Source organism: Aeromonas sp. R2-2, from assembly GCF_040908355.1.
GTDB lineage: Bacteria > Pseudomonadota > Gammaproteobacteria > Enterobacterales > Aeromonadaceae > Aeromonas > Aeromonas veronii.
In genome coordinates this window covers 1-24,859 of the sequence record NZ_JBFODQ010000065.1, presented here as the reverse complement: position 1 = coordinate 24,859, position 24,859 = coordinate 1, and the positions used below count along the sequence as shown (strand labels likewise).

Below are 24,859 nucleotides of genomic sequence, written 5' to 3'. Positions count from 1 at the left end.
ATTGCCGAGACAAATCGCTTTATTGTCCTTGATAAATACACAAAGGTTTGCCAAGTTGCTGAGGGCTATCAAAGTGAAAGCGATCTGGAGCGTGAGTTGCTTCAAGATTTGATCAGTCAGGGCTATGAATGCCCCACCAATATAAACAACGCGGGTGCCATGCTGGCCAACGTGCGCGACCAGCTGCAAACACTCAACAATGTACGGTTTACTGAAAATGAATGGCTACGCTTTGTCGAAAACTATCTGGATAGACCCAGTGACAGCATCGTCGATAAAACCCGTAAACTTCACAATGACTATATCCACGATTTTGTGTTTGATGATGGTCGCATTCAGAATATCTCTCTGTTTGATAAAAAGAATGTTGCTCGTAATAAAGTGCAGGTACTCAAGCAGTTTGAACAGACAGGCAGTCATGCGAACCGCTACGATGTCACCATTTTGGTAAATGGCTTACCGCTGGTACAAATTGAGCTTAAAAAACGTGGTATAGCTATTCGCGAAGCTTTTAACCAAGTTCATCGCTACAGTAAAGAGAGTTTTAACAGCGAGCATTCGCTATACAAGTATCTCCAGCTGTTTGTGATCTCCAATGGCACTGACACTCGTTACTTTTCAAACACAACCAAACGTAATAAAAACAGCTTTGACTTCACCATTAACTGGGCGAGATCAGATAACACTCTAATCAAGGACCTGAAAGATTTTACTGCCACCTTCTTTCAGAAAAACACCTTGCTAAATGTACTGCTGCATTACTCCGTGTTTGATGTCAGTGATACCTTGTTGGTCATGCGCCCCTACCAAATCGCCGCGACTGAGCGCATTTTACAGAAAATAAAAAGCTCTTTTGAAGCTAAACACTGGAGCAAACCTGAAAGTGGTGGCTTTATTTGGCATACCACAGGGTCTGGCAAGACGCTGACCAGCTTTAAAGCCGCCCGCCTGGCGACCGAGTTGGAGTTTATCGATAAGGTCTTTTTCGTGGTAGATAGAAAAGACCTCGATTTTCAGACCATGAGAGAGTACCAGCGATTTTCACCTGATAGCGTAAATGGCTCAGAAAGTACCGCTGGGCTTAAGCGCAATCTGGATAAAGATGATAACAAGATCATTGTTACGACCATCCAGAAACTCAATAATCTGATGAAAAGTGAAAGTGACTTGCCTATCTACAATAAACAAGTGGTGTTTATTTTCGATGAGTGCCATCGTAGTCAGTTTGGTGAGGCGCAGAAGAACCTAAACAAAAAATTTAAGAAGTTTTATCAATTTGGCTTTACCGGCACGCCCATCTTTCCACAAAATGCCCTCGGTGCGGAAACAACCGCCAGTGTCTTTGGTCGTGAGCTGCACTCATACGTCATCACTGACGCGATTCGCGATGAAAAGGTGCTCAAGTTCAAGGTGGATTACAACGATGTACGGCCTCAATTTAAAGCAATGGAGACCGAACAGGATGAGAGAAAACTCAATGCGTTTGATAACAAACAAGCGTTGTTGCATCCTGAACGTATTCGGGAGATCTCGCAGTATATTTTGAACAACTACCGCCAGAAGACTCATCGTTTACAAGCAGGGAGTCAGGGTTTCAATGCCATGTTTGCCGTGAGCAGTGTAGAAGCCGCCAAGCTCTATTATGAAACATTGAACAAGCTGCAAGAGGGCCGTGACAAACAGCTCAAGCTTGCCACCATTTTCTCCTTCGCGGCGAATGAAGAGCAGGACGCGATTGGTGATATTCAGGACGAGAGCTTCGATGTCTCGGCCATGAACAGCAGCGCCAAAGAGTTTCTAAACGCTGCCATCTCAGACTATAACGCTTTCTTTAAAACTAGCTTCAGCGTCGATAGTAACGGGTTCCAAAACTACTACCGTGATTTGGCAAAGCGCGTGAAGGCCAAGGAAATCGATCTGCTGATTGTGGTGGGGATGTTCCTGACCGGTTTTGATGCCCCAGCACTCAATACCTTGTTTGTTGATAAGAACCTGCGTTATCACGGCCTGCTCCAAGCCTATTCACGCACCAATCGTATATATGACGCCACCAAAACCTTTGGCAATATCGTCACCTTCCGCGATCTGGAACAGGCAACTATCGATGCCATTACCCTGTTTGGGGATAAAAATACCAAGAATGTTGTTCTGGAAAAAAGCTACCAGGAATACATGGCAGGCTTTACTGACCTCCTCACCGGGCAAGCCCGTCGTGGTTTTATGGATGTCGTTGCAGAGCTGGAACAGCGCTTCTCCAACCCCGATGAGATTATTTTGGAGAAGGACAAAAAAGAGTTCGCCAAGCTCTTTGGTGAGTATCTGCGCGTAGAGCATGTGCTGCAAAATTACGATGAATTTGCCAGCCTGAAAGCACTGCAACATGTCGATATGAGCGACCCCGACGCGGTCGAGACGTTTAAAGCCGAGCACTATTTAAGCGATGATGAGTTGGCCGCAATGCAAGCCATCAGACTGCCAACTGAGCGCAAGATCCAGGATTACCGTTCAACTTATAACGATATTCGCGATTGGCTACGTCGCGAGAAGGCTGCTACTCAGCAGGAAAAATCTTCGATTGATTGGGATGATGTGGTGTTTGAGATTGACCTCCTGAAGTCGCAAGAGATCAATCTTGATTACATTCTGACGCTGATTTTCGAACACAACAAAAAGAATAAGAGCAAAGCAGAGCTGATCGACGAAGTCCGTCGTTTGATCCGGGCAAGTGTGGGTAACCGTGCCAAAGAAAGCCTGATCGTGGATTTTATTAACCGAACCAATCTGGATGACATCACCGACAAGGCCAGCATCATTGATGAGTTTTTCAAGTTTGCCCAAGCGGAGCTGCAGCGAGAAGTGGCAGAACTTATCAGCGGTGAAAATTTGAATGAGGCACAAGCAAGGCGCTATATCGCCGCATCACTGAAACGAGAGTATGCCAGCGAAAATGGTACAGCCTTAAATGAGACACTGCCAAAAATGAGCCCACTCAATCCGCAATACAAAACTAAAAAGCACAGCGTATTTCAGAAAATTGTCGCCTTGGTTGAGAAGTTCAAGGGCGTGGGTGGTGAGATTTAATTACCGTTTGACAAAGAAAGGAACGATGAATGAGCAATGCTATTGATGTATTACAGCAAGCAATGGGAAAAGCGATGGAAAATCGCCCACAGGTCGGTGGCTTCCCTTATCTCGCACAATACCTGAAAGAAGCAGGGGTCATACGCAATGTATGGCATTTGCCTTCGTGCCAAAGTCTCTACATCACCAAACTGGGTGCTGTAATGGTGCAAGGTACGCCCTTGGTAACCGGTACTGTTGACGTACCTGCTTTTGATAAGGCTGCGTTAATTGCTGCATTACGAACAGACCAAGCGGGAGAGTCTTCATTTCCTGAGTTCCTGAACGCAACCTGGCTTGCCGGTGTTATCAGATATGACGTTGATTTTGATGCACACCAAGTCATTTATCATGGCGCTTTAGGGGAAAGCTATATCGAATCCTACCCAGTAGTGACAGTGCCAGCAGGAAAGGAATAGCTGAAATTCAGACTCGTCGCTCAGCCCTCCAACGCTCATGAATACCAACGTGGCGAATGAGGGCGGGCGACCACTATCAAGGTAACCCAATGATGCCATCTTTTGAGATTTTGAGTGATGAAGAATTCGATGAGCTGGAAGCGCTGCTAGAGCGCTACGGCAGTGAAAACAGCATTGCCTCTATGTCGATGCTCGATGGCTTTTTAACTGCGGTGGTCTCTGGCCCCCATCTCATCATGCCGAGTACCTGGCTCCACGCGATCTGGGGTGGTGAGCAGGATCAACCAGAGTGGGAAAGCAAGGCCGAGCTGGAGCGCTTTATCGATCTGGTGATGTGCCACAGCAACGACATTGCGACCACTCTTACCTATTCGCCTGAAGACTATTTCCCGGTCGCGCCGGAGTTTGAACGACACGGTGAGTGGGTCCCGCTGATCCTCGATTGGTGTAGTGGTTACCTGGAGGGCATTGAACTGGCCCCTTGGTCCACACTGCCCGCTCCTGAAGCTGCTGCACTGGCGATGATAGCTGAACCGCTGGAGAAGATGCCTACATCGCTGGAAGCGCTCAGCAATGAGCATCTGCAAGAGCAAGCCACCAAGGCCCGCTTTGCCGCTTGTATCCTGCATGCCTACTTTCTGGCACAACGTAGCCAGCGACCAGTGCGTGCTCAACCCGTTGTGGCCCCCATCAAGATTGGCCGCAACGAGTCGTGCCCCTGTGGCAGCGGCAAGAAGTACAAGCAATGTTGCTTGCACTGACACCTCAGATAGAAACGAGGTTAACTAGTTTGTAACATAGGCGGACTAAACCGATATTTTTATCGCGTTACAATGGACTATGATCAAGGCTCGAGCATCAAGTTCATCAAGGAGTACGATGACCATGAAAATCTTCCACCTTGTTATAGCTGCATCCTTCATTACCTTGCCTACCTTGCCTGTTCATGCCTCAAAAATGTCTGAGTACTTAACTAAACCCGAACTTGAACGCAAGATGACTGAAGTGTATGGCAGTCGTTCCGTGGGTCGTGCCAAAGCCCTTTCCCAACTCATGGCTCCAAGAGCTGGAACGGGTGATCAGCAAAAACTCACGTTAGTGAATAACTTTTTCAACAATCTGACATACAGTGAAGACGCCGTGCTATGGGGTGAAAAAGATTATTGGGCAAACCCATTAGAATTTATTGGCGCACGTGGCGGTGACTGTGAAGATTACAGTATTGCCAAATATTACACCTTGATGGAACTCGGTGTATCCGAATCAAAATTGAGGATGGCCTATGTCAAGGCGATAAAATATAATCAATTTCATATGGTCGTTTTGTACTATGCAACACCAAAATCTGACCCACTTGTGCTTGATAATATTAAGGCGAGCATCTATCCAGGCTCTCAACGAACCGACCTCCTCCCTGTATACAGCTTTGATGCCAAAAGCTTATGGATAATGAAGTCACGACGAGAAGGGACATTAGCAGGGTCGGCAGACCGCCTTGCCCAATGGCAAGCATTACAAACTCGATTCTCAACTGAACATCTTCGTTCACCTCGTCGGGCTTTATAGTTTATCGGACTGCTTTAACTCATCAAAATAGCGTACTGCACCGGGGTGTTGCTCTATGGGCAACACTTTTCCTGTTCTATGTCGGTTTAATCGAAATAAATTTGCATATGCAAAGGTCTGTTTATTGAAGTTTGTTTGTTCATTCAGCATACCTTTAGTTATAGCATAGGCTTGTTCATTGGATGTGTTGGCTGAAGTCACTAATATTGCTGCCACCGCAAACGTGGGGACTGGCTTTACATTGCCGGGATAGAGTCGTGGCGGGATCTGACTTTTTTGATAATATGGTGAGTTAGTCAATATCGCTGAAAGTACAGCCCCCTCTATTGGCAAAAATCTAAAGGCGCACTGTTTTGCTGTATCCACAAGTGTTTTATTCGGATGGCCACTGACCATAGCAAAAACATCAACATCACCTTTACATAAGGCATCACCAGGGTATGTAACATCAACCTCCTGAACGTCTCTAATATTAATGTCTATTTTATTAAGTAATGTCATCGCTGTTTGTCTTGCCCCTGAATCGACCTGGCCAAAGTTGACTTTTTTCCCCTTTATATCCTCAATAGAATGTAACTGAGAGTCAGCTCTGACAACCAGAGTGAAGGGTTCTGCATGCGTAGCAAATAATGCACGCAAACCGTGACTGGGCTTACCAGAGAAAAAACCAAGTCCATTCCTCGCTTGGAATGCCCAGTCTGATTGCACCATTGCAAAATTAATTTGTTTTGCATCCAGTAAGGCTAAATTGTCAATAGAACCAGAACTAGGTACGACAGCACAGCGATAATTAAGGCTAGAGTTGGTCGCTAAACGACAAAGCTCGCCGCCAATCTGGTAGTAAATACCGTTGATGTTACCAGTACCAAGATAAATTCTCTCAGACGCAAAACTTTGCGATGAACTCAATAAAAAGATGGATAACCATATTAATTTATTCACTTATATCTCCTTTTTTATAACCATCTATACCCCAGTTGCGTATTTTATCTATCGTTACATTGAGCCCATTTTCACACATCAAAGTAATACCGTAAGCATGACAACAATGAGCTGTCATCAACCAAAAAAGTGGGGCGTCATGAACATGTGTAAATATAAATCGTGGGTGTAATTCGAACAGTGCGATGGCCTCTTTATGCATTGGCAATGAGTTGAATGCCAAGTCAAAACCAGATTGCTGCAATTCTTTAAGATGTAGCAACATAGTCTCCGTAGGTTGACTGTAGTGCCAATCTAATATTTTTCCTTTATGAGCACTGAGCGTATCTTTGATATTCTCCCAATCAGGGCTTTCCAATAGTGTCATTGGCAGCCGAAGTCCTTCAGATGTACTACTAGTCCCATTTTTGAATGGGGTGCTGAGTTTGTCTGAAATCAATATCCCATGCTCATTCAGCACAGGCTGCCATGCTTGATATAATAATATATCCCCTTGGCAAGACATAAACTCAACATGTTCATTTCCATCAATGTCTGAGCTGTTAGGTGGCTGTGGAAACTGGTTTGCAAGTTGCTGTACTTTGAGTCGTTGTTGATTCAGGTCACGTTGACGCACAGAGAGTAGATGATTTACCGACGTCACCACTGTTTTTACTTCTGACAACCAAGGTATAGTCAGAGACTTTCCACCTCGAAATTGGCTGACCAAGTCCAATTCATCAGAAACACGTCTTAAGGGGGCCAGGAGGCGATGACAACAAAACTGTATGGTTAACATCATGACGATTAATCCAAGCAATAATAACGCGACCGCTGTGCGCAACGCTTGCCATAAATGTTGATACGCATAACCTGTATGACCCTGGAGATGGATTGTACCCAAAATATTCCATCCATCAGTCATTTCTTGTTCATGGGTAACCGCTGGCATATCCACGATGCTCTGAAACCATGATGGAACATTTTGTTGAGCGGTAGTGAACTCCCGTTGGAATAACACTTTTCCGTCAGGATCGACCAAGGTAGCTGAGTTCACAAAACCACCATCAAACATGGCATTGATGATGGTTTCTGATAGTACTTTATCACCATTAAGCAGTGTCCCTTGCAACACCAGACCTAGCGCAGTAGTTGACGTTTCCAAGTTTGCCTGCATCTGGTCGAGGATAGAGCGACGCACAGTGTTCACTTCAAGCGTAACAAGTAAAGTCCCACCTATCAAAAAAAGCACAAAAATGATTAAATTTAAGACTTTGGCAAATGACATGCACATCTCCAACTTGCTTATTTCGTATCTAATGCTTCAATCATAGCCAACTCCATGAAAAACAGTAAATGGTGCGTAAATGTATAAACAGATGGCCTACTCCATGATCGGTATGATGTTCGGGTGTATATCGCCGGGGACAATCGCGAAGTCAGCGTCCATTCAAATGACGATTGGAACTGGGAGTGTCACAGGTGTTTACTACCCAGTTGGTGGGGCAATTTGCCAACTTGTAAACAGTACCCATACTGATCAAAAGTGTGCCGTTGAGAGCACAGGGGGCTCCGTAGAAAACATCCAGCTATTGTCAAAAAAAGAGTTGGAACTGGCGGTGGTGCAATCCAGCGTGCTACAACAAGCAATGTCGGGAGGAGGAGACTTTTCATCAGCCCCTGTTCCGACTGTTTATCCAGTTCTCTCGTTGTATGCAGAACCATTAAATCTGGTTGTTTCTGCTGATAGCGAAATTTTTACCCTCAGCGATATTAAAGGGAAGCGTATTGACATCGGCAACCCTGGCTCTGGTGATAGGGATACGGTGAGCGCGCTATTTCATAGCTTAAACTGGAGTAACAAGGACTTTTCAACCCTAACAGGATATAAGGCAGCAGAACGGAGCGATGCACTATGTAGCGGCAAGATCGACGCCTTTTTTATCGTGGCAGCTCATCCAAACCAAGTGATCCGCGAAGCGATTGGTAAGTGTAATGCTAACCTGGTGCCAATAGAAGGGAAAGAGGCCAGTGAATTTTTAGCCCATAATCCCTTTTACAATAAGCAAGTAATCCCTGCGGCAACCTACAGGTTGCGTGATAATACAATCAACACTGTAGGAACCATCGCTGTCCTTGCAACACATACGGAAGTAGCACAAGCGGATCTCAATACTCTCAAAACCACAATACAGACTAACCTTGAACACCTCAAAACCATGCACCCAGCCTTGTCATCTTTACAATGGGAGAAAATGTCTCCTCCTGCAGATATCAAGCCGAAGAGATAACATTCATCAAGCTACGCTGGCAGTGGGCGTATGTATTTATTCTCGATAGTGATAGGTATCCTGAAGGGCAGAAGCCCTCGACAACAACCCGTATTCGTCAATGAGATTGTCCGATGAGATACAAGATGGTTCCGTACCAACCAAAGCACAATGGCATACTGAAAGGCACACCAAAAATTACAGATAAAGAAAAAACCCAAGTGAATCAATCGCTTGGGGTTTTCATTTGGCGGTGAGGGAGGGATTCGAACCCTCGATACGTTGCCGTATACACACTTTCCAGGCGTGCTCCTTCAGCCACTCGGACACCTCACCAAATTTTCGTTCGCTGCGCTGTTGCGCTGGAACGGGGCGTAATTTAGGGGAAAGGGCTGTGTGGGTCAACCTCTTTTCCCCTTATTTTTCATAATCTTTTCCGAATGCCTAACCCTTGTGCAGAATGCCGGTTTTTTAAACCGGATCATGGCTTGTCGAGGATGATCAGACTGTCCGGTAACTCGTTTTGATCCCGGGTGGCCGGGAAGGCATCGGTCAGAATGGCGCTAACGCGCTCTACGCACTCCAGAAAACCCTGTTCGATCTCCTTGTTGCGCACTCGCGCCACGAAGTCGTCGATGATCTCCTGCCACTGGCCGTTGTCGATATGTTGGGCGATGCCGTCATCCACCAGTATTTCTACATAGTGCTCGGCGGCCGAGACGAAGATCAGCACCCCGAGCCGGTCGCGGGTACGGTGCAGCCCTTGCTCGACAAATTGCAGGCGAGCCATCAGGGCCGCCCGGTGCTGGCGAACCTTCTTCGGGATGAGCCGCATCTTGATGGGGGTCCAGTGGAACAGCAGGCTCAGCAGCAGCCAGACCGACCACTGCACCAGCAGGATTTCGTACCAGCCGAGCCAGAAGCCGAGCTGGAACACCAGCAGCGGGGTGAGCATCGCCAGCAGCGCCGCCCAGAGGGTGGGAATGTAGCGATAGCCATCGCTGGCCGGGGCCAGCACGGTGACCAGTTCAGCATCAGTCTCTAGCTCCGCTTCGCGCACCTTTGCCTGAAGCGTGTGGAAGAACTGTTTAGAAATCATGATTTGTCTCTTTACTCCTGTTACCAGCCACCGGAGGCTCCGCCGCCGCCAAAACTGCCGCCGCCACCGCTGAATCCGCCGCCGGAGCGACCACCAAAGGAGCCGGCACCCAATCCACCAGCCATGTAGGCCGACCGACGTCGTCCTCCCGGCCCACCGCCACCCCCCCCGCGCAGGTTGTGGAGTACGATCATCGCAATCACCACCAGAATAAACAGCCAGGGGCCGCCACCGTTGTCACTCTTTGGCTGCTCGACCGGCTGATATTCTCCGGCGAGAGCCTTCATGATGCTCTGGCTGCCCGCCATGATCCCGGCCACCATATCGCCGCGCTTGAAGGCGGGCAGGATGCGGCCATGGATGATGTTGGCGGCGATGGCGTCGGGCAGGGCGCCTTCCAATCCATAGCCTACCTCGATGCGAACCTTGCGCTCATCCTGGGCGATCAGCAACAGCACGCCATTGTTCTTGCCTTTCTGGCCGATCCCCCAGTGGCGACCGAGCTGGTAGCCGTACTCCTCGATAGTCTCCCCATCGAGGCTGTCGACGGAGACCACCACCAGCTGGATACCGCTGCGCTTTTCAAAGGCGGCCAGCTGTTGGGTCAGTTGATGGGCCTGTTTGCGGGACATCAGACTGGCTTCATCCACCACCCGTCCGCTCAGCGTCGGGAAGTCCGGCGCCGCTTGCAGGGCACTGGCCCAGAGCAGCAGACAGGGAAGAAACCAGCGCAGCATCATCTTCATTGGAAGCTGACCTTGAGCGCCTCATCGGCACCGGGTTTGGCACTGAAACTGGGTTTGGCCTCCAGATCCGAGTAGAGCAACTTGGACCAGATGACGCCGGGGAAGGTGCGGATCTCGGTATTGAACTGGCGTACCGCCTCGATATAGTCGCGGCGTGCCACCGAGATGCGATTCTCGGTTCCTTCCAGCTGGGCCTGCAGGGCAAGGAACTGCTGATCCGCTTTCAGCTCGGGGTAGCGTTCTACCACTACCATCAGGCGGGAGAGGGCGCTGGAGAGCTGGTTCTGTGCCGCTTCAAACTCCTTGAGCTGGGCAGGATCGCTCACCTGCACGCTGCCGACCCGGGCACGGGCATCGGTGACCGCCTTTAGGGTCTCCTGCTCATGGCTGGCGTAGCCCTTGACGGTTGCCACCAGATTGGGGATGAGATCGGCACGGCGTTGATACTGGTTCTCCACCTGCCCCCAGCTTGCTTTAACCTGCTCATCCAGGGTCGGAATGTTGTTCATGCCGCAGCCGGTCAGGCCGAGCAGCAGGGTCAGGGTCAACAGGCTCTGCGTGGTTCTGCGCCAGAGTGATGTGGCCATCTTGTTGTTCTCCTTTGGTATTTCGAGTCGATAGTGCGCCATGGATGGTGTACGACCAAGCGTGCACCACCATACCAGCTTGGGGTCAGTTGCCACAACGCGCAGGTAGCTCAGGTCGCTTGTTGATGCCGGAGACCTTGGGCAACTGGGGCTTGTCTTTTAGCCAGAATGCCAGCTCTTCCCCACAGCCATTGCCGGGCGGAATGGGAGCCTGGGGTTCACAATCCGGGCTACCCACCGGGCAGCGCAGCCGCACATGGAAGTGGCTGAAGTGGCCCACCCAGGGGCGCAGTTTGGCGACCCAAGGCTCGCTACCAGCCTGCTGGCAGACCGCGGATTTGATCACCGGATTGACAAAGATGCGGGCCACCTCGGGCTTGCTAGCCGCCAGCCGCAGCAGGGTGAGCTGCTGGGGGCCAAAGCGACCCGGCAACATCTTGTAGCTGGGTTCGTCGATCAGTGCCCACTCCTTGGGGGCATCCTGCTCCCATTTGCTGATGGGGCGGTTGGCCATGCGAAACCAGATATCGGCATCAAGTCCGGTCTGATGGCTACGATGGCCGGAGGTAAAGGGGCCGCCCCGGGCCATCGCCAGATCGGCGATATAGAGGTCCGGCAGCCCGGCCATGCGGGTCTGGTTGGCCAGCGCTTGCAGATAGTGGATAAGGTCGGGGTGGCCGTAGTAGCGCAGCCGCTTGGTGCGGATCACCTGATAACCAGGCCCTTCGAGGGGAAGGGATACGCCGTTTTTCAGGCAACCGGCGGCATAACCGCCGATAGCTTCCGCTTGCAATACGGTCGCCATCAACAGGGACGTCAGCATGTGCGTGCTCCTTGTCTTGTTTCGAGTCGGCTCAGCAATACGAACAGACTCAAACATATAAATAAATAGGCTGCGGCCACCAGCAGCCAGATCTCGTAGACCAGCCCGCTGGAGTTGGCCATCTCGGTGCCGACGAAGGTAAGCTCCTGCACCGAGATAAGGGAAACGATGGCGGTATCCTTCACCAGCGCAATGAGCTGGCCGGTGAGGGGGGGCAACATCAGCAGCATGGCCTGCGGCAGGATCACATGGCGCAGCCGCACCCAGGGGGAGAGTCCGAGGCTCTGTGCCGCCTCCCACTGGCCGCGGGGGATGGCGGCCAGCCCGGCGCGGACGATCTCGGCGACGAAGGCGGCGCTGATCATGCCAACGCAGAGGGTGCCTGAGATGAGGTTCTCCCAGCGGGCAGGTGGGCCAAACAGCGCCTCTTGCCACGGGGAGAGCGATACGGTGCCGAGCCAGCGGGAGAGGCCGCTCGCAGGCAGCAGCTGGTTGGCGATAAAGAAGTAGAAGATGAAGATAAAGACCAGCGGCGGCAGATTGCGGATCAGCTGGATAAACAGGGTCGCGGGCATCACCAGCCAGGGGCGGCGGCTGAAGGCGGCTACCCCCAGCGCAGTGCCGAGCAGCAGCGCCAGCACCATGCCGAGCAGGGCGATGCGCAAGGTGGTGAGCAGACCGCTGAAAAAGTAGGGCAACTCGCCGTGAGGGCCAGGGGTGAACAGCAGATCGAAGGCCTCATGCCAGCGCCATTGATAGGCTACCCCGATGTGCAAGCGGCTGGCCAGCCAGAGGCCAGCCAGCAGCAGGATAAGGACGATCGCCCCATCCAGCCAGTTGATGTTCCGACATGCCCCACGGACGATGCGCCGGATGGTCTCTTTTAGAGCAATCAGCATCAGGGGTTGGCGACCTGCGCTTCCCAGGCCAGTGACTTGAACCAGTAGTCATGGCGCGCCTTGAGCCAGCCATCGGCCTGACGTGCGGCGATCCACTCGTTGAACTGCTCAGCCAGGGCATCATCCCCCTTGCGCAGGGCAAACCCTTCACTCCCTTCTGCCAGCGGTTTGGCAAACGGCATAAAGAGGGCATCCGGGTGGCGCAGCGCCTCTTGCTCGGGTTTCGGGGAAGAGGAGAGGGCGCCGTGGGCGCGGCCGTTCAGCACCTCCTGAAATACCTGTGACTCGTCATCAAACTGGCGCAGGGTAGCCTTGGGGAAGTGTTCTTTTGCCACCTGTACCGGTGAGGCGCCACGACGTACCGCCAGGATCACCCCGCGCTGGTTGAAGTCCGCCACGGTTTTCTTCTCTTTGGCCAGGGTGCTGGAGGCGGCCAGCTGCACCCCCGAATGGGAGTAGGCCTGGGTGAAGCGCACGCTCTTCTCCCGCTCGGGGGTGATGGTGAGGCCGCCGATGATGACGTCATATTTTTTCGCCAACAGGGAGGGGATGATGCCATCCCAGGCGGTCGGCACGAACTCTACCTGCCAGCCGTTATCTGTGGCGAGGCGACGGGCCACGTCAATCTCGAAACCGATCAGGGCCCCCTGCTTGTCGCGCATCGCCCAGGGGGCGAAGGTGGACATGCCGACCCGCAGGGTACCGCTCTGCTCGATCTGTGCCTGGGTGTCGGAGGGGGCAGTTTGTGCCAGTGCCGGAGTGAGCAGGCTTGTCAGTAGCAGGGAAGCGCCCGACAGGATGGTCTTGAATGACAGATTCATGGTTAGCGTCCTTGTTGATCCGGATTCAGGTGACGGGCCAGCGCCCGCGAACAGGCTGACAGCGTCAGGGTTAACAGCAAATAGAGGGCAGCTACGGTAAACCACACCTCAAAGGTCAGAAACGTATCGGCAACCAGAGTACGCCCTTCGTTGGTCAGATCGAAGATGGCGATCACACTCACCAGCGCCGAATGTTTGATAAGGGAGACCAGCTCGTTGGTCAGCGGCGGCAAGGTGATGCGCACCAGCTGGGGCAGGATCACCTTGCGCAGGGTGATGGCCCGTGACAAGCCAAGCGACTGGGCTGCCTCCCACTGTCCTTTGGGAATGGCCTGTACACCTGCACGCAGCACTTCGGCGGTGAAGGCCCCCTGATAGAGGGAGAGGCTCAACACGGCGCAGGCAAGGGGGGCCAATCCCAGCATGGGGCCCAGCAAGAAATAGAGAATATAGAGCTGCACCAACTGGGGCGTGGTGCGCACCAGCGCCAGATAGGCGATGGCGAGCCAGGGGCCGAGCCTGGAGGGGAGCAGCCGCAGGCTAACCACGCACAGACCGACCGCCATCGTGCCCAACAGACTGAGCAGCGCCACCTGCAAAGTGACCAGCAGGCCGTTTAGCAAGGGGCCGGCATAAAAAGTTCCCTCATCCCATTCGCCGAGAAAGGGCAACACCCGTGGCCACTGCCACTCATAGCCCATCTGGCGAGCGCCGCTATAGAGCGCCCAGCCCAGTAGCGCAGAGAGCATCACAGTGCCTGACAACCAGCCGAGCAGGCGGGGGCGATTGAGCCTAGCCATGATAGCTGAGCACCTGTTCGAGGAAGGTCCGGGTGCGCGGGTGTTGGGGGGCGTTGAACAGCTGGGCGGGCGGGGCCGACTCGATGATCTTGCCCTCGTCCATAAAGAGCACCCGATCCGCCACCTGACGGGCAAAGCCCATCTCGTGGGTGACGCAGATCAGGGTCATCCCCTCGTCAGCCAGCTCGCGGATCACATCGAGCACTTCGCGGATCATCTCGGGGTCGAGGGCTGAGGTGGGCTCGTCAAACAGCATCAGCTCGGGTTGCATGCAGAGGGAGCGGGCGATGGCGACCCGCTGCTGCTGGCCGCCGGAGAGCTGGTGGGGGTACTTGTCGGCCTGTGCCTGAATGCGCACCCGCTCGAGCAGCCCGAGCGCCCGGGCTTTGGCCTCCTGAGGGCGCAACCCCAGGGTATGCACCGGCGCTACCATCAGGTTTTCCAGCACCGTCATATGGGGGAAGAGGTTGAACTGCTGAAACACCATGCCGACCCGGCCTTGCAGGCGACGCAAGTAGGCGGGGGTTACCGGCTCGCCAAACAGGAATAGCTGGCCGCCATCGATCCCCTCCAGCCCGTTGATGGTGCGGATCAGGGTCGATTTTCCCGAGCCTGACGGGCCACAGATGACCCACTTCTCTCCTCGTTCAATGGTGAGATCGATGTGATGAAGAGCCTGAAAGTCGCCATAGAATTTGTCGACGCCACAAAAGCGCACACAGGGTTGCGAGCTGGTCAAGAAGCGGGTTCCACTGAGAATCATTTACGCCATGGTATTGATTTTATAGGGGGATGACAAAGAAAACCCCCTTGTCAGCATCCTGATGCCTATTCACAATGGCGCCATTTCGTGATGACAGGAGCTTTTCATGCGTATTACATCCTTGCTTGCCGGTTCGCAGGTGCAGCTGTTGATGCCACCAGCGGTGCGCTATCGCTGCGTCATTTTTCTGTTGTTGCTGGTGAGTTGGGGCGTGGTGGCGGCCTCCTTGTGGGATGGCTGGGGCGCCATGGCGCTGCTCAACTGGGTAGGTGTGGTCTTTGGTGGCATCACCGGGATCATGGTGTCGCTGCCCCGCAGCTGGCAGCCCTGGCGCCTGGCGGAGCTGGGGTGGGATGAACAGCATATCTATCTGCTCAATGGCAACAAGGATGAGGCGCTGGCGCTGCCCCGCAACCAGCTGGTGGCGCTCGAACGAGAGAGGCGAGTGGGTCACGACGGCCAGTGGCTCGACTTCAGCCTCGATCTGCAGCTGAGTGAAGAGGAGCTGGCGGCGGCCATGGCCTTGCTGGATCTCAAGGCGGGGGAGCTCCATCTGGTGAGCCCGTCTGTCTATCGCTTCGGCTTTAAACGGGCCTGGCACGGTCGCCGGATGCTGGCGCAACGGTTGTCAGATCTGCAATCGGCCTGAGTCGACTATTTTCTCGACAATTCCCGGCAAAGCTCAGATACTGCCAGTGACTCGAATTGATCTTGTCTGCACTGTTAACCCAAGAGATCAATCACTTGACGACAGTGTGGAGAAGGCCACGGCATGAAGCCATGGCAGGTCCGGCATAGGGGTTGTGCCCTTACCGTTATGCTGGGAATTGCATAGAGAAGGCACCTTGAATCGAGAGTGGATGGCATGAAGATTTACGTAGGAAATCTGTCGTACCGGATGACGGCCGACGAACTGAAAACCCTGTTCAGCCAGTTTGGACAGGTCGACAAGGTTGATATCATCATCGACCGCGATACCGGCCAGTCAAAGGGGTTTGGTTTTATTGAAATGCCAGTCAATGGTGATGCCGAGAAGGCCATCGCTGGTCTGCATGGCACAGAAGTCGGTGGCCGTACCATCACCGTCAACCAGGCCAAACCGAAGACAGATGCTCCCCGTGGTCGCCCGCAACAGCGCCACCGCTAAGGTACCTCNATGCCGTTTTTGTTTCTGGACGTTTTGCTGTTATCAGGGGACGTCGTAACCGAGCGCCGCCTTGCGGATGCGGAACCACTGCTGGCGATTGAGGGCGATGGATTCGGCGGCCACGGCGGCAGCAATCCGCTCCCGTTTGCCGGAGCCAATCAATGGCAGCGGCTGGCTTGGCAGCATCATTACCCAGGCGTAGACCACCTGCTCGATAGTCTGGGCGCCCACTTCCTGACGGATCTGCTCCAGTTCGGCACGCAGCGGGGCATAGGCCTCATCGCTGAACAGTCGGCCGCCGCCGAGACATGACCAGGCCATCGGCATGATGCCAAGCTGCTGGCACTGATCCAGGGTACCATCGAGGGTCCCTTCCTGATGAAGCGGCGAGATCTCCAGCTGGTTGGTGACCAACGGGAAGGGGAGGCGCGATTGCAGTAGCTCGAACTGGCGGGCGGTGAAGTTGGATACCCCGGCGTGCTTGATCTTGCCCGCCTGTTTCAGGGTGATAAAGGAGTCGGCCACTTCATCTGCGTTCATCAGGGGATCCGGGCGGTGGATCAGCAGCAGGTCCAGATGGTCGGTGCCGAGCTTGCGCAGCGAGGCCTCGGCGCTGGCGATGATATGGTCCTTGCCGGTGTTGTAGTGGTTGAGAGCATGCTCCGGCTTGGCGGTGAGGGCGATACCGCACTTGGTGACGATCTCCATCCGGCTGCGCAGGGAAGGCTCGAGGCGCAGGGCGTGACCAAAGGCCTCTTCGCACTGGTAGCCACCATAGATATCGGCGTGATCGATGGTGGTGACCCCCAGATCCAGATGATATTTCATCAGATCGAGCAGAGCGGCTGGAGAGAGCTGCCACTCCATCAGGCGCCAGTAACCCATGATGAGGCGAGAGAAGGTGGGGCCTTGCGGATGCAGGGCGACACGGGATACAGACATTGTTGACTCCTTGAAAAACACGATGCGAAAACGATGTGCAACATAGATGACTGCGGGCATCTTGGCCTCATGTGGCTGGCAAAGCAATAATGGGCAGTGGCATGATTCGAACTTTGGTTCTGAGCGCAGAGTAGGGGAGAGAGTTGGATGGAAGGATTTGCCGAGCGCTTGCAGAGCCTGATCGGGGAGATGAGCGTGAGCGCGTTTGCCCGCAAGGTGGGGCTCAGTGAAGCGCTGATCCGCAAATATTTGAAGGGGGCCGAGCCTGGCCTGGCGCGGGCCAACCAGATCGCCATGGGGGCCAACTGCTCGCTGGAGTGGCTGGCAACCGGCTGCGGTTATCTCTACCGTCAGGCGGAAGTGGTAGACAGGGAGGCGCTGGCAGCGGCGCAGCTACTGCTGGGCGAGCAGCAACCCGGGGTGGGGCTGCTCGATGAGGAGGCACTGGTCACCCTGCTCGCCTATTACCAGTTTTTGCGCACCCACAAGAAAGCGGACGGTTTTCTCGACTTGGCGCTGGCGCGGGAGTTTGGTCGCCATCTGGGGGAAGCGTGATGAGGGGCATATTACCCTTTGGTCGTGTCACGGCCGGGTGATTATTCTGATACGCTCTAAGCAAGATAACTCTCCATGGAATGGGCGATGAGCTACTTGATCCTCGGAAGTGGTGCGCTGGGCTCGGCGCTGGCAAGAGAGCTGATGGCAAGGGGGGAGTCCTTCCTGCTTGCCGGGCGCACCTATCCAAAAGGGATCGAGATGGGGGCCTTCTTCCCGCTGCAAGAGGTGGACGCCATCTCGTTCGACGCCCTGTTTACCCTCTACGACACCGATCCGCTTCCCACTGTGGTGATCAACACCATCGGCCTGTTGCACGATGTCAGCTTTATGCCAGAGCGGCGGGTCGAAGAGGTGCACCCCAAGTGGCTGTGCGACAGCCTGCTGGCCAATGCCTGGCCAACACTGGCGCTGGCTGCCCGTTTCAGTCGGTTGATGGGCAATGACCATCCGCTGTGGCTCTGTGCCATCTCTGATCTGGCGGGCTCCATCACCGCCAATCTGGAGGGGGGACGTTACAGCTACCGGATGAGCAAGGCGGCCCTCGACATGGGGGTGAAAACGCTGGCCCTCGAGTGGGCGCAACGTTTCCCGCAAGCGGGGGTGGTGGCGGTGGCGCCCGGCTTGATGGACTCCCCGATGAATACCCCCTTTCTGAGCGAGTTGCCTGCGGAGCAATTGCAGGAGCCTGCCGAGGTGGCGGTGAAACTGCTCAATCTCATCAAGGGGTTATCGTTGACCCAATCGGGTCAGCTACTGGATATCAACGGTCAGCCTCTGCCTTGGTAAATCCCGCCTGCGGGTTCTATGGACGTCTATTGGCTTCACATTCTGCTCATGCGCCCCTTGCCAAGCGAGGGGCGCATGGCTAACGTCACTCTCCTGTTTCAGGAGGGATCTCATGCGCTATATCGATTTACGAAGTGACACCGTCACCCAGCCTACTGACGCCATGCGTCAAGCCATGCTCCACGCCGAAGTCGGTGACGATGTCTATGGTGAAGATCCGGGCGTCAACGCGCTGGAGGCCTTTGGGGCCAGATTGCTGGGCAAACAGGCGGCGCTGTTTGTGCCGTCCGGCACCATGTCCAATCTGTTGGCGGTGATGAGCCACTGTCAGCGCGGTGAGGGGGCCATCCTCGGCAACGCCGCTCACATCTATCGCTATGAAGCGCAGGGGAGTGCCGTGCTGGGCTCCGTAGCCCTGCAACCCTTGCCGATGCAGCGCGATGGCACGCTGGCATTCGATGATATCAAGGCTGCGCTGGCCCCTGATGATGCCCACTTCGTCCAGACTCGCCTGCTCTGCCTTGAGAACACCCACAATGGCAAGGTGCTACCGCTCTCCTATCTGCAGGAGATGGGGGCATTCGTTGCCGAACGCGGCTTGAAGCTCCATCTCGATGGAGCCCGGCTTTTTAATGCTGCCGTGGCCAGTGAGACCCCGGTCGAGGTGATCGCCGCGCCATTTGACAGCATCTCGATTTGTCTCTCCAAGGGGTTGGGCGCACCGGTGGGCTCGCTGCTGGTGGGCAGCCACGATTTCATCGCCCGTGCGCGCCGCCTGCGCAAGATGCTGGGGGGCGGCATGCGTCAGGCGGGGATTCTGGCGCAAGCCGGTCTGTTTGCCCTTGAGCAGCATGTGACCCGCCTGGCCGATGATCACCGCCGTGCCAAACGGCTGGCCGAAGGGTTGGCTGCACTGCCGGGCATCGAGCTCGACCTCTCGCTGGTGCAGAGCAATATGGTGTTCCTGCGGCTGCGTGAGGGGGAATCGGCCCCTCTGCTCGCTTTTATGAAGGAGCGGGGGATCCTCTTCTCCGGTTACGGCGAGCTGCGGTTGGTGACCCATCTGCAGATCAACGATGACGATATTGAAGAGGTGATCGACGCCTTCACCGAGTATCTCGGAGCGCGTTGAGACGGCTGGTGAGGTAGAGGTCATACCGAGACCTGTTCATACCTAAATAACAGAGGGCGCCGCGGCGCCCTCTGTTATTTGCAGCAAGCTCACGCCTGCCGCTGACCGCTCATCAGCATGGCCTCATCGGTGGCATCGTAGATCATCACCGCAATGTGGGTCACCTGACCACCGAAATCGGCCAGTGGCACCAGCGTCAGGTTCTGGAACATGTGTGGGGCCGAGCCGGTAATGGGGCGGTAGTTGGAGAAACGTAGCAGATAGGGCTTCTGCTCCCAGGTGCTGAAGGCGCGGTTGTTGAGTTTGAAGACCATGTTGGCCTTGCGTTCGAACCAGGCTCTGTCCACATCGGGGAAGAGCTCGAACAGTACGCCATCGCGCACGTCACTGGCCAGTCGGCCGCTGTGGCTCTCCATAAAGCCGTTCCACACCTGTACTTTGTACTCCTTGTCGAGCACTACCAGGCCTACGTCCAGGTTCTGGACTATGTTCATCAGCCAATGAAATTCACGGATTTCCATAGTCACTCCTAGAGCATGTGCATGATTTTGTTGTTCATGGTGGCGATGGAATCTTCGGTAAACAGCAGCAGCAGATCACACTGCACCGCATAATCCTGGATCCGGTAGTTGATCTCGATGGCGAGCGTGCGGCGCCAGCGACTCTTGTTGGTGTTGATCAGCTCGTTGATGGGTCTGTGTTGGCCGAGCACCACCGGGTGGCCCTGACTGAAGGGGGTGTCGAGCTGGTTGGCGTAGCCGCGCAGGAAGGCGCCGATCAGCACGTTGGCGGTATCCATCAACAGCTCCAGTTCGGCGGTGCGATCCAGCGTCCCCTGATGGTTCATCAGCTTGGCCAAATCTTTGAAGCTGGAGTCATGGAACAGGATCAGCGCTTCACCGGCGATCCCCGCTCCGATAAACCCCTGACAGACGGCGGAGAGGGTATCCGAATCCGCAGCGGCCGAGAGGGCCATGTGCAGCTCGGAGACCTCCAGCACGTTGACGTTGGGGATAGGCAGTACGACGAAGGCGTTGAGCAGACGAGCCAGCAAGTCGGCCGCCTGACCCATGGAGACGTTGGCCAGCTCCTGATAGACATCGCGAATTTCGGGGGTGATCTTGACGCCTGCATCGGCTACAACGCCGTTTGGCTGCTGCTCGGGGGCGCTTGGTTGACCGCTCGGGGCGGCACTCCAGAAATCATGCTTTTTGAGCAGGGCGAGCAGGGTTTCGGGGGCGGCAGGTTTCTTGATGAAATCGAGCGCCCCCAGTCCCATGACCCGTTGATAGGCCTCTGGCTGGATATCCCCGGAGACCACGATCACCTTGTTGCGCAAACCCTCCCGTTGGAGGGTCTCCAGCACGCCGTAACCGTCCATTTCCGGCATGGTCAGATCGAGGAAGATGAGATCGCCATGACCCATCAGCACCTGTTCGATCCCTTCGAGACCATTGGCTGCGTAGTGCAAATCGACTTTCCAGTCGGCCGGGAGCGCCCGCGCCAGCTGTTTGCGGGCGAACCCGGAGTCATCACATATCAATACATTCATGGCGTTAGGCAGGCTCTGTTGGCAAGGGATGCTATAAGTGTGGCCCGCTAACGGTCAGATGCAATGGGTGAGGCTATCACCTTGTGAAAATTGGTTGTCCCACTGCCGATTGCGATAGCGTGCTGAGTATTTTTCAACAAATTCAACGAACATCTTAACACGCAACGGAGCGAACTGGTGCTGGCAACACAACATGTAGAAGGGGCGATTGCCGGTTTGCCAGTCGGTCAGTACCGGCACCAGCTGCTCGTCATGGAGGAAGCTGCTCAGATAGTGCAGCGGGGCGTTGACGATCCCCAGATGACGCCGGGCTGCGCGTACCGCGGCCTGGGTCTGGTTGACGGTCAGTTTGGCGCTGCGTTTGATGCAGACGCTCTGGCCATCCTTGTCGGTCAGCTGCCAATGCTGGTGAGGCCAGCAGTAGATGAGATCATGCTCTTCCAGCTGGTTGGGGTGGGAGGGGGTGCCCTTCTTGGTCAAATAGAGTGGTGAGGCAAACAGGCCGTACTCGATATGACCGAGACAGATCGCATTGGGCAGCGATTGGGGCAGCTCACCGTTGAAGAACACCAGATCCCGATCATTGTCGAACAGGTGCTGGTGATCATTGGTCTGGGTGATATCGAACTGTACCTCGGGATAGTGCAGCCCGAATTCGGCCAGCATATCGATGAGGATGGTGTTGGAGAGTGCGATGGGCGCAGCTATCCGGATAAGCCCGGTGATGTCGGCCTCTTGACCCTGGATCTCGCTGGTGGCCTGCTCGATTTGTGCGAGTGGCGTGCAGAGACGCTCGTAGTATCTGAGGCCATCATCGGTAAGGCGGAGCTTGCGGGTAGAGCGATGTAGCAGGGAGCAACCCAGTTGCTCTTCCAGCTGGGAAATGCGTCGACTGATGGTGCCTGTTGGCATGCCCAGTGCGGCTGCAGCGTGGGAGAATCCTCCCTCTTGCACCACCTTGACGAACAGGTAGAACTCTTCGATGTGCTTCATAAACGCTGTTCTGGGTGTAACAAGGGAGCAACCATAAAAAGAGCGTTCCGGGTTGGCAAGGGTAATTCAGCGTTTAATTGATCTGGATTCGATTTCTGTTGATACCAGTTCTCCACCCGCCCGTCATCTCAGTTTCCCCGAGCTGGTGATTATTCCGGCACGATGCCAAATGGTACTGCGGCAGTGATGTTTGCCACATTCCCTGATTTGTTCCGCTATAACCGCAGGCGAAGGCCGATATTGCAACCTGATGGAAGGACGCAGGGTTGCTCTGCGTGCTCAGCCGGGGCAGTTTTCCATCCCCAGTCAATGTGATGCAGATCATATATTCGGGTTTTGCTCATTGCCTGTTGAAAAATGAATTTGGGGTATATCAATTCCGCCTTAGTGAACTATTTTTGTCCGATTTGGCGTTTTTTTGGCTGTTTATCCATCCGCTTGGTTAATTAATGGAAGCTTTGTGACAGAGAGTGATGACTATTTCCACCATTGATTTAAATGTTAATAACAAATTTGTCGCAGCAAATATGCAATTGCTCTTTCAAGGTCTCGAGTGGATAGCTCTTAGTGCTTGTTTTTACTGGGGAAAAAAGTTAAAAATCGACTATATGATTTGCCTGGATTAACAGGGTCCTTGGCTGAGTCCTTTGTGGTATTGCCGTACAGGCTGCCCTGTTGTTGATATCTGAAATAGTTTTGTCCGCTCTTGGCTATGTGAAAAGGGATAATGGCCGAGAGGTATTTGCACCTTGCATTCTGCAGCTAGCGGTTTGCCAGATCTGTTTTCCGGTTAACCAGTGACCATCCAGCATGAATGACCTTGACCAGATGAATACGCTTGACGAACGGTTACTGAAGACGATGGATGTTCTGCATACCCCGATCTGGGTTTATGACATCGAGCATCACCATATTTTCTGGGCAAACAGCGCCGCGCTCTCCGTGTGGGAGGCGACGTCTCTCGACGAACTCTGCTCCCGCGACTTCTCTGCCGATATGGCAACCGCCATCGATCTGCTGCTGCAGCGCTATCTGGGTGATTTTCAGCAGGGGCGCAGTTACAACGAGTGGTGGACCCTCTCCCCAAAGGGGGTCAAGAAGCAGATCTATCTGCGCCTCTCCGGTATTCAACTGGCTGGCCGGCTGATGATGATGACCGAAGCGGTGCTCGACTCCGATACTCTCTATCAGGAGTCCTCGCTGGCAACCGGCGATACCCTTGCCTGCCTGTTCGATAGCCATGGTGTGTTCGAGAGTGGCAACTATCACTTCGAAATGTGTTTCGGCCACCAGATCGCCAAGCTCTCCCAGGTTTTCTCCGGCAATGATGACAGCTTCTACCAGAAGCTCTCCCGCCTCGATGAGGTGGTGACCGAGGGGGAGTGCCGCACCCTCAAGGGGATGCGCTGGTTCCAGTATCAGTTCCGCTATATCCAGCAGGGGGCCCGCATTCTGCTCACCATGCGGGATATTACCGATCGCAAACTCGAAGAGCTGGAGCATCGCCACCTCGCCTGGCACGACTCCCTGACCGGCCTGCTCAATCGGTATGGCTTGATGAAATCCCTTGAGGCCTATTGCGGGCTGGGGGAGCGTTTCGCGCTGGTGTTCATGGATCTGGACAACTTCAAGCTGGTCAACGACAACTACGGCCACAAGGCGGGAGATCGCCTGCTGGAGCGGGTCGCCGGTCGCCTCAAACAGATTTGCCCGCGGGATGTGGAGCTGGCTCGCCTCGGTGGCGATGAATTCACAGCACTGGTGCCGCTGGGCAATCAGGGGGAGCGGGCGCAAGAGGTGGCCGATCTCAGAGATCCCCTCATTTTTAGAGACTCAAATAATTCCAAGTGTGCGGGTATATAAGCGGTGTTGCTTCAGGTAGTAGATAAATTTATCCATCAACAAGACCGCATTGGCTTCTTTCATTTTAGGTAGCAACTGGTAATAGATGACCCCTTGCCGAAAGAACGAATAGGTTCGGCTCTTGCTGGTATTGACCTTGATCGTTCTCTCTAGACCGACACTGTCTCCAGCCTTACCCAGCAGCGTCAGCAAGACGATGGCCAGGGCACTGAATAAAAACAGTCGGTCGCGCCGGACCGGATTACTGATGTGCACATCTCCCATACCCATGCCGAATTTGTAATCTTTGATATCACGAAAACTGGTCTCGATACCCCAGCGCTGGCCGTATAGTTGCAACGCCTTGGCGGCGCTCAGGTCGGTCCGGTTACTGGCCAGAAACCACGCGTCTTTCATGCCACTCTTATGACAACAATAGACCCGTTCGACAGGCTGTCGCTGCCCAGTTAGCTCCACCGCTTTGAGGGTTCGGGTGCGCCCGGTCGGCGTTAGCCAGTGCCGAGCTGGAACCTGCTCTACACCAGGGTAACCAACCAAAACATTTCCTTTAAATCTAATGAGATAAGCAAAGCCTAGCTCTTGCTCCAGGCGTTCGAACAGCTCCATGTAACCAAAGCCGCGGTCAGCTACTACCGTCACGAAGATACCCTCTGGCAACGTCTGCTTGAGCTTGGTGAGCAGCTCTTTCTCATGGGCATTGCGTTGCCCTTTGAGCAACGATTTCCGATGGGTTTTCCACAGCAGCGGAGTACTGCGACCGTGGTTGGTTTGCAGGCTGATAACCAAGGTACTGTGATCATCGGCATCGAATTCGGTCCAGTCCATGGAGACTACGATCTCGGTACGTTCACCGACCACATAGGGCACCCAATCGTCAAAGAGGCTCCAGACATTGAGCTTGGTGTTAGTGAGCAGGCGATCCACCTGTTTAACCGCATGTTTACGTTCGAGACCGTTGGCCAAGGAGAGGCCACTACCGATGGCGTGGATGGCCAGTGAACCTGACTCGATAACCCCGAGGGTAGCATTGGCGAGGGAAAGAACACGCTTAG

At 54.2% G+C, this 24,859-nt stretch carries 25 protein-coding genes, 1 tRNA gene and 1 pseudogene; 11 read left to right on the top strand and 16 right to left on the bottom strand.

Going from position 1 to position 24,859, the window contains the following annotated elements; all coding sequences use genetic code 11:
• Window positions 1-21 precede the first annotated feature (21 nt).
• The 4 genes from AB5Z09_RS13240 to AB5Z09_RS13225 all read left to right on the top strand — a co-directional run bounded on the left by AB5Z09_RS13240 (window position 22) and on the right by AB5Z09_RS13225 (window position 5,105).
• Entirely contained in the window at window positions 22-3,081 is a 3,060-nt protein-coding gene (locus AB5Z09_RS13240; protein ID WP_368195470.1) for an HsdR family type I site-specific deoxyribonuclease, read from the top strand.
• Window positions 3,082-3,110: 29 nt separating this feature from the next.
• Window positions 3,111-3,539 carry a hypothetical protein gene (locus AB5Z09_RS13235; protein WP_368195468.1) on the top strand — a complete coding sequence of 143 codons (429 nt, stop codon included), beginning with the start codon at window positions 3,111-3,113 and terminating at the stop codon, window positions 3,537-3,539.
• 89 nt (window positions 3,540-3,628) lie between these two features.
• Complete coding sequence (locus tag AB5Z09_RS13230) at window positions 3,629-4,300, top strand: UPF0149 family protein (RefSeq protein WP_368195467.1); 672 nt, start codon at window positions 3,629-3,631, stop codon at window positions 4,298-4,300.
• Window positions 4,301-4,424: 124 nt separating this feature from the next.
• A complete protein-coding gene (locus tag AB5Z09_RS13225; RefSeq protein WP_368195469.1) occupies window positions 4,425-5,105 on the top strand; it encodes a transglutaminase-like cysteine peptidase in 681 nt (226 codons plus the stop codon).
• Here AB5Z09_RS13225 and AB5Z09_RS13220 read toward each other — a convergent pair.
• On the bottom strand, window positions 5,100-6,047 hold the full coding sequence (locus tag AB5Z09_RS13220) for a TAXI family TRAP transporter solute-binding subunit (protein WP_368195466.1): 948 nt from the start codon (window positions 6,045-6,047) through the stop codon (window positions 5,100-5,102). The two genes, AB5Z09_RS13225 and AB5Z09_RS13220, sit on opposite strands and share 6 nt — an antisense overlap.
• Entirely contained in the window at window positions 6,040-7,314 is a 1,275-nt protein-coding gene (locus tag AB5Z09_RS13215) for a LapD/MoxY N-terminal periplasmic domain-containing protein (protein WP_368195465.1), read from the bottom strand. Before AB5Z09_RS13215 ends, AB5Z09_RS13220 begins: the two co-directional genes overlap by 8 nt.
• 79 nt (window positions 7,315-7,393) lie before the next feature.
• Here AB5Z09_RS13215 and AB5Z09_RS13210 point away from each other — a divergent pair, with 79 nt between their 5' ends.
• On the top strand, window positions 7,394-8,317 hold the full coding sequence (locus tag AB5Z09_RS13210; protein WP_368195464.1) for a TAXI family TRAP transporter solute-binding subunit: 924 nt from the start codon (window positions 7,394-7,396) through the stop codon (window positions 8,315-8,317).
• A gap of 227 nt (window positions 8,318-8,544) precedes the next feature.
• On the opposite strand, the gene AB5Z09_RS13205 is transcribed toward AB5Z09_RS13210, so the two are convergent.
• From AB5Z09_RS13205 to AB5Z09_RS13165, 9 genes are all read right to left on the bottom strand, one after another.
• Window positions 8,545-8,632, bottom strand: a tRNA-Ser gene (locus AB5Z09_RS13205).
• 145 nt (window positions 8,633-8,777) lie between these two features.
• Window positions 8,778-9,395 carry a TPM domain-containing protein gene (locus AB5Z09_RS13200; RefSeq protein ID WP_005337196.1) on the bottom strand — a complete coding sequence of 206 codons (618 nt, stop codon included), beginning with the start codon at window positions 9,393-9,395 and terminating at the stop codon, window positions 8,778-8,780.
• Window positions 9,396-9,415: 20 nt separating this feature from the next.
• The gene (locus AB5Z09_RS13195; protein ID WP_005346567.1) at window positions 9,416-10,141 is read right to left on the bottom strand and encodes a YgcG family protein; all 726 of its coding nucleotides are present in this window, start codon (window positions 10,139-10,141) and stop codon (window positions 9,416-9,418) included.
• A complete protein-coding gene (locus tag AB5Z09_RS13190; protein ID WP_368195463.1) occupies window positions 10,138-10,728 on the bottom strand; it encodes a LemA family protein in 591 nt (196 codons plus the stop codon). Before AB5Z09_RS13190 ends, AB5Z09_RS13195 begins: the two co-directional genes overlap by 4 nt.
• An 85-nt stretch (window positions 10,729-10,813) precedes the next feature.
• A complete protein-coding gene (mepA, locus tag AB5Z09_RS13185) occupies window positions 10,814-11,551 on the bottom strand; it encodes a penicillin-insensitive murein endopeptidase (protein ID WP_139430225.1) in 738 nt (245 codons plus the stop codon).
• Window positions 11,545-12,450, bottom strand: coding sequence for an amino acid ABC transporter permease (locus AB5Z09_RS13180; protein ID WP_368195462.1), 906 nt, complete (start codon window positions 12,448-12,450; stop codon window positions 11,545-11,547). Before AB5Z09_RS13180 ends, mepA begins: the two co-directional genes overlap by 7 nt.
• The gene (locus tag AB5Z09_RS13175) at window positions 12,450-13,271 is read right to left on the bottom strand and encodes a transporter substrate-binding domain-containing protein (protein WP_368195461.1); all 822 of its coding nucleotides are present in this window, start codon (window positions 13,269-13,271) and stop codon (window positions 12,450-12,452) included. Before AB5Z09_RS13175 ends, AB5Z09_RS13180 begins: the two co-directional genes overlap by 1 nt.
• Before the next feature lie 2 nt (window positions 13,272-13,273).
• Complete coding sequence (locus AB5Z09_RS13170) at window positions 13,274-14,071, bottom strand: amino acid ABC transporter permease (RefSeq protein ID WP_021231416.1); 798 nt, start codon at window positions 14,069-14,071, stop codon at window positions 13,274-13,276.
• On the bottom strand, window positions 14,064-14,834 hold the full coding sequence (locus tag AB5Z09_RS13165; RefSeq protein ID WP_368195460.1) for an amino acid ABC transporter ATP-binding protein: 771 nt from the start codon (window positions 14,832-14,834) through the stop codon (window positions 14,064-14,066). Before AB5Z09_RS13165 ends, AB5Z09_RS13170 begins: the two co-directional genes overlap by 8 nt.
• Before the next feature lie 106 nt (window positions 14,835-14,940).
• Between AB5Z09_RS13165 and AB5Z09_RS13160 the strand changes: the two genes are divergently transcribed.
• On the top strand, window positions 14,941-15,483 hold the full coding sequence (locus AB5Z09_RS13160; RefSeq protein ID WP_058057416.1) for a hypothetical protein: 543 nt from the start codon (window positions 14,941-14,943) through the stop codon (window positions 15,481-15,483).
• 216 nt (window positions 15,484-15,699) lie between these two features.
• Window positions 15,700-15,981, top strand: coding sequence for an RNA-binding protein (locus tag AB5Z09_RS13155; protein WP_005337180.1), 282 nt, complete (start codon window positions 15,700-15,702; stop codon window positions 15,979-15,981).
• Between the two features lie 42 nt (window positions 15,982-16,023).
• Here the strand turns inward: AB5Z09_RS13155 and AB5Z09_RS13150 are convergent, their stop codons facing one another.
• On the bottom strand, window positions 16,024-16,923 hold the full coding sequence (locus AB5Z09_RS13150) for an aldo/keto reductase family oxidoreductase (protein WP_368195459.1): 900 nt from the start codon (window positions 16,921-16,923) through the stop codon (window positions 16,024-16,026).
• 147 nt (window positions 16,924-17,070) lie between these two features.
• Between AB5Z09_RS13150 and AB5Z09_RS13145 the strand changes: the two genes are divergently transcribed.
• From AB5Z09_RS13145 to ltaE, 3 genes are all read left to right on the top strand, one after another.
• The gene (locus AB5Z09_RS13145) at window positions 17,071-17,478 is read left to right on the top strand and encodes a helix-turn-helix transcriptional regulator (RefSeq protein ID WP_123172888.1); all 408 of its coding nucleotides are present in this window, start codon (window positions 17,071-17,073) and stop codon (window positions 17,476-17,478) included.
• A gap of 87 nt (window positions 17,479-17,565) precedes the next feature.
• Window positions 17,566-18,267: a short-chain dehydrogenase gene (locus AB5Z09_RS13140; protein ID WP_368195458.1), complete on the top strand. Its 702-nt coding sequence runs from the start codon at window positions 17,566-17,568 to the stop codon at window positions 18,265-18,267.
• Between the two features lie 112 nt (window positions 18,268-18,379).
• The gene (ltaE, locus tag AB5Z09_RS13135; RefSeq protein WP_368195457.1) at window positions 18,380-19,399 is read left to right on the top strand and encodes a low-specificity L-threonine aldolase; all 1,020 of its coding nucleotides are present in this window, start codon (window positions 18,380-18,382) and stop codon (window positions 19,397-19,399) included.
• An 89-nt stretch (window positions 19,400-19,488) separates the two neighbouring features.
• Here ltaE and AB5Z09_RS13130 read toward each other — a convergent pair whose 3' ends face one another.
• Genes AB5Z09_RS13130 through AB5Z09_RS13120 form a run of 3 tightly spaced genes read right to left on the bottom strand, consistent with a single transcriptional unit; the run spans window position 19,489 to window position 21,944 of the window.
• Window positions 19,489-19,920, bottom strand: a complete 432-nt coding sequence (locus AB5Z09_RS13130) for a PAS domain-containing protein (RefSeq protein ID WP_005337175.1) — start codon at window positions 19,918-19,920, stop codon at window positions 19,489-19,491.
• Window positions 19,921-19,928: 8 nt separating this feature from the next.
• Window positions 19,929-20,951: a response regulator gene (locus AB5Z09_RS13125; RefSeq protein WP_047438363.1), complete on the bottom strand. Its 1,023-nt coding sequence runs from the start codon at window positions 20,949-20,951 to the stop codon at window positions 19,929-19,931.
• A 54-nt stretch (window positions 20,952-21,005) separates the two neighbouring features.
• Window positions 21,006-21,944: a LysR family transcriptional regulator gene (locus tag AB5Z09_RS13120; protein WP_005337171.1), complete on the bottom strand. Its 939-nt coding sequence runs from the start codon at window positions 21,942-21,944 to the stop codon at window positions 21,006-21,008.
• Window positions 21,945-22,805: 861 nt separating this feature from the next.
• Here AB5Z09_RS13120 and AB5Z09_RS13115 point away from each other — a divergent pair.
• A pseudogene (locus tag AB5Z09_RS13115) lies at window positions 22,806-23,753 on the top strand (diguanylate cyclase); the annotation flags it as partial.
• Window positions 23,754-23,777: 24 nt separating this feature from the next.
• Here AB5Z09_RS13115 and AB5Z09_RS13110 read toward each other — a convergent pair.
• A partial coding sequence (locus AB5Z09_RS13110; protein WP_368195402.1) for an IS4-like element ISAs18 family transposase occupies window positions 23,778-24,859 on the bottom strand: 1,082 nt, incomplete at its 5' end.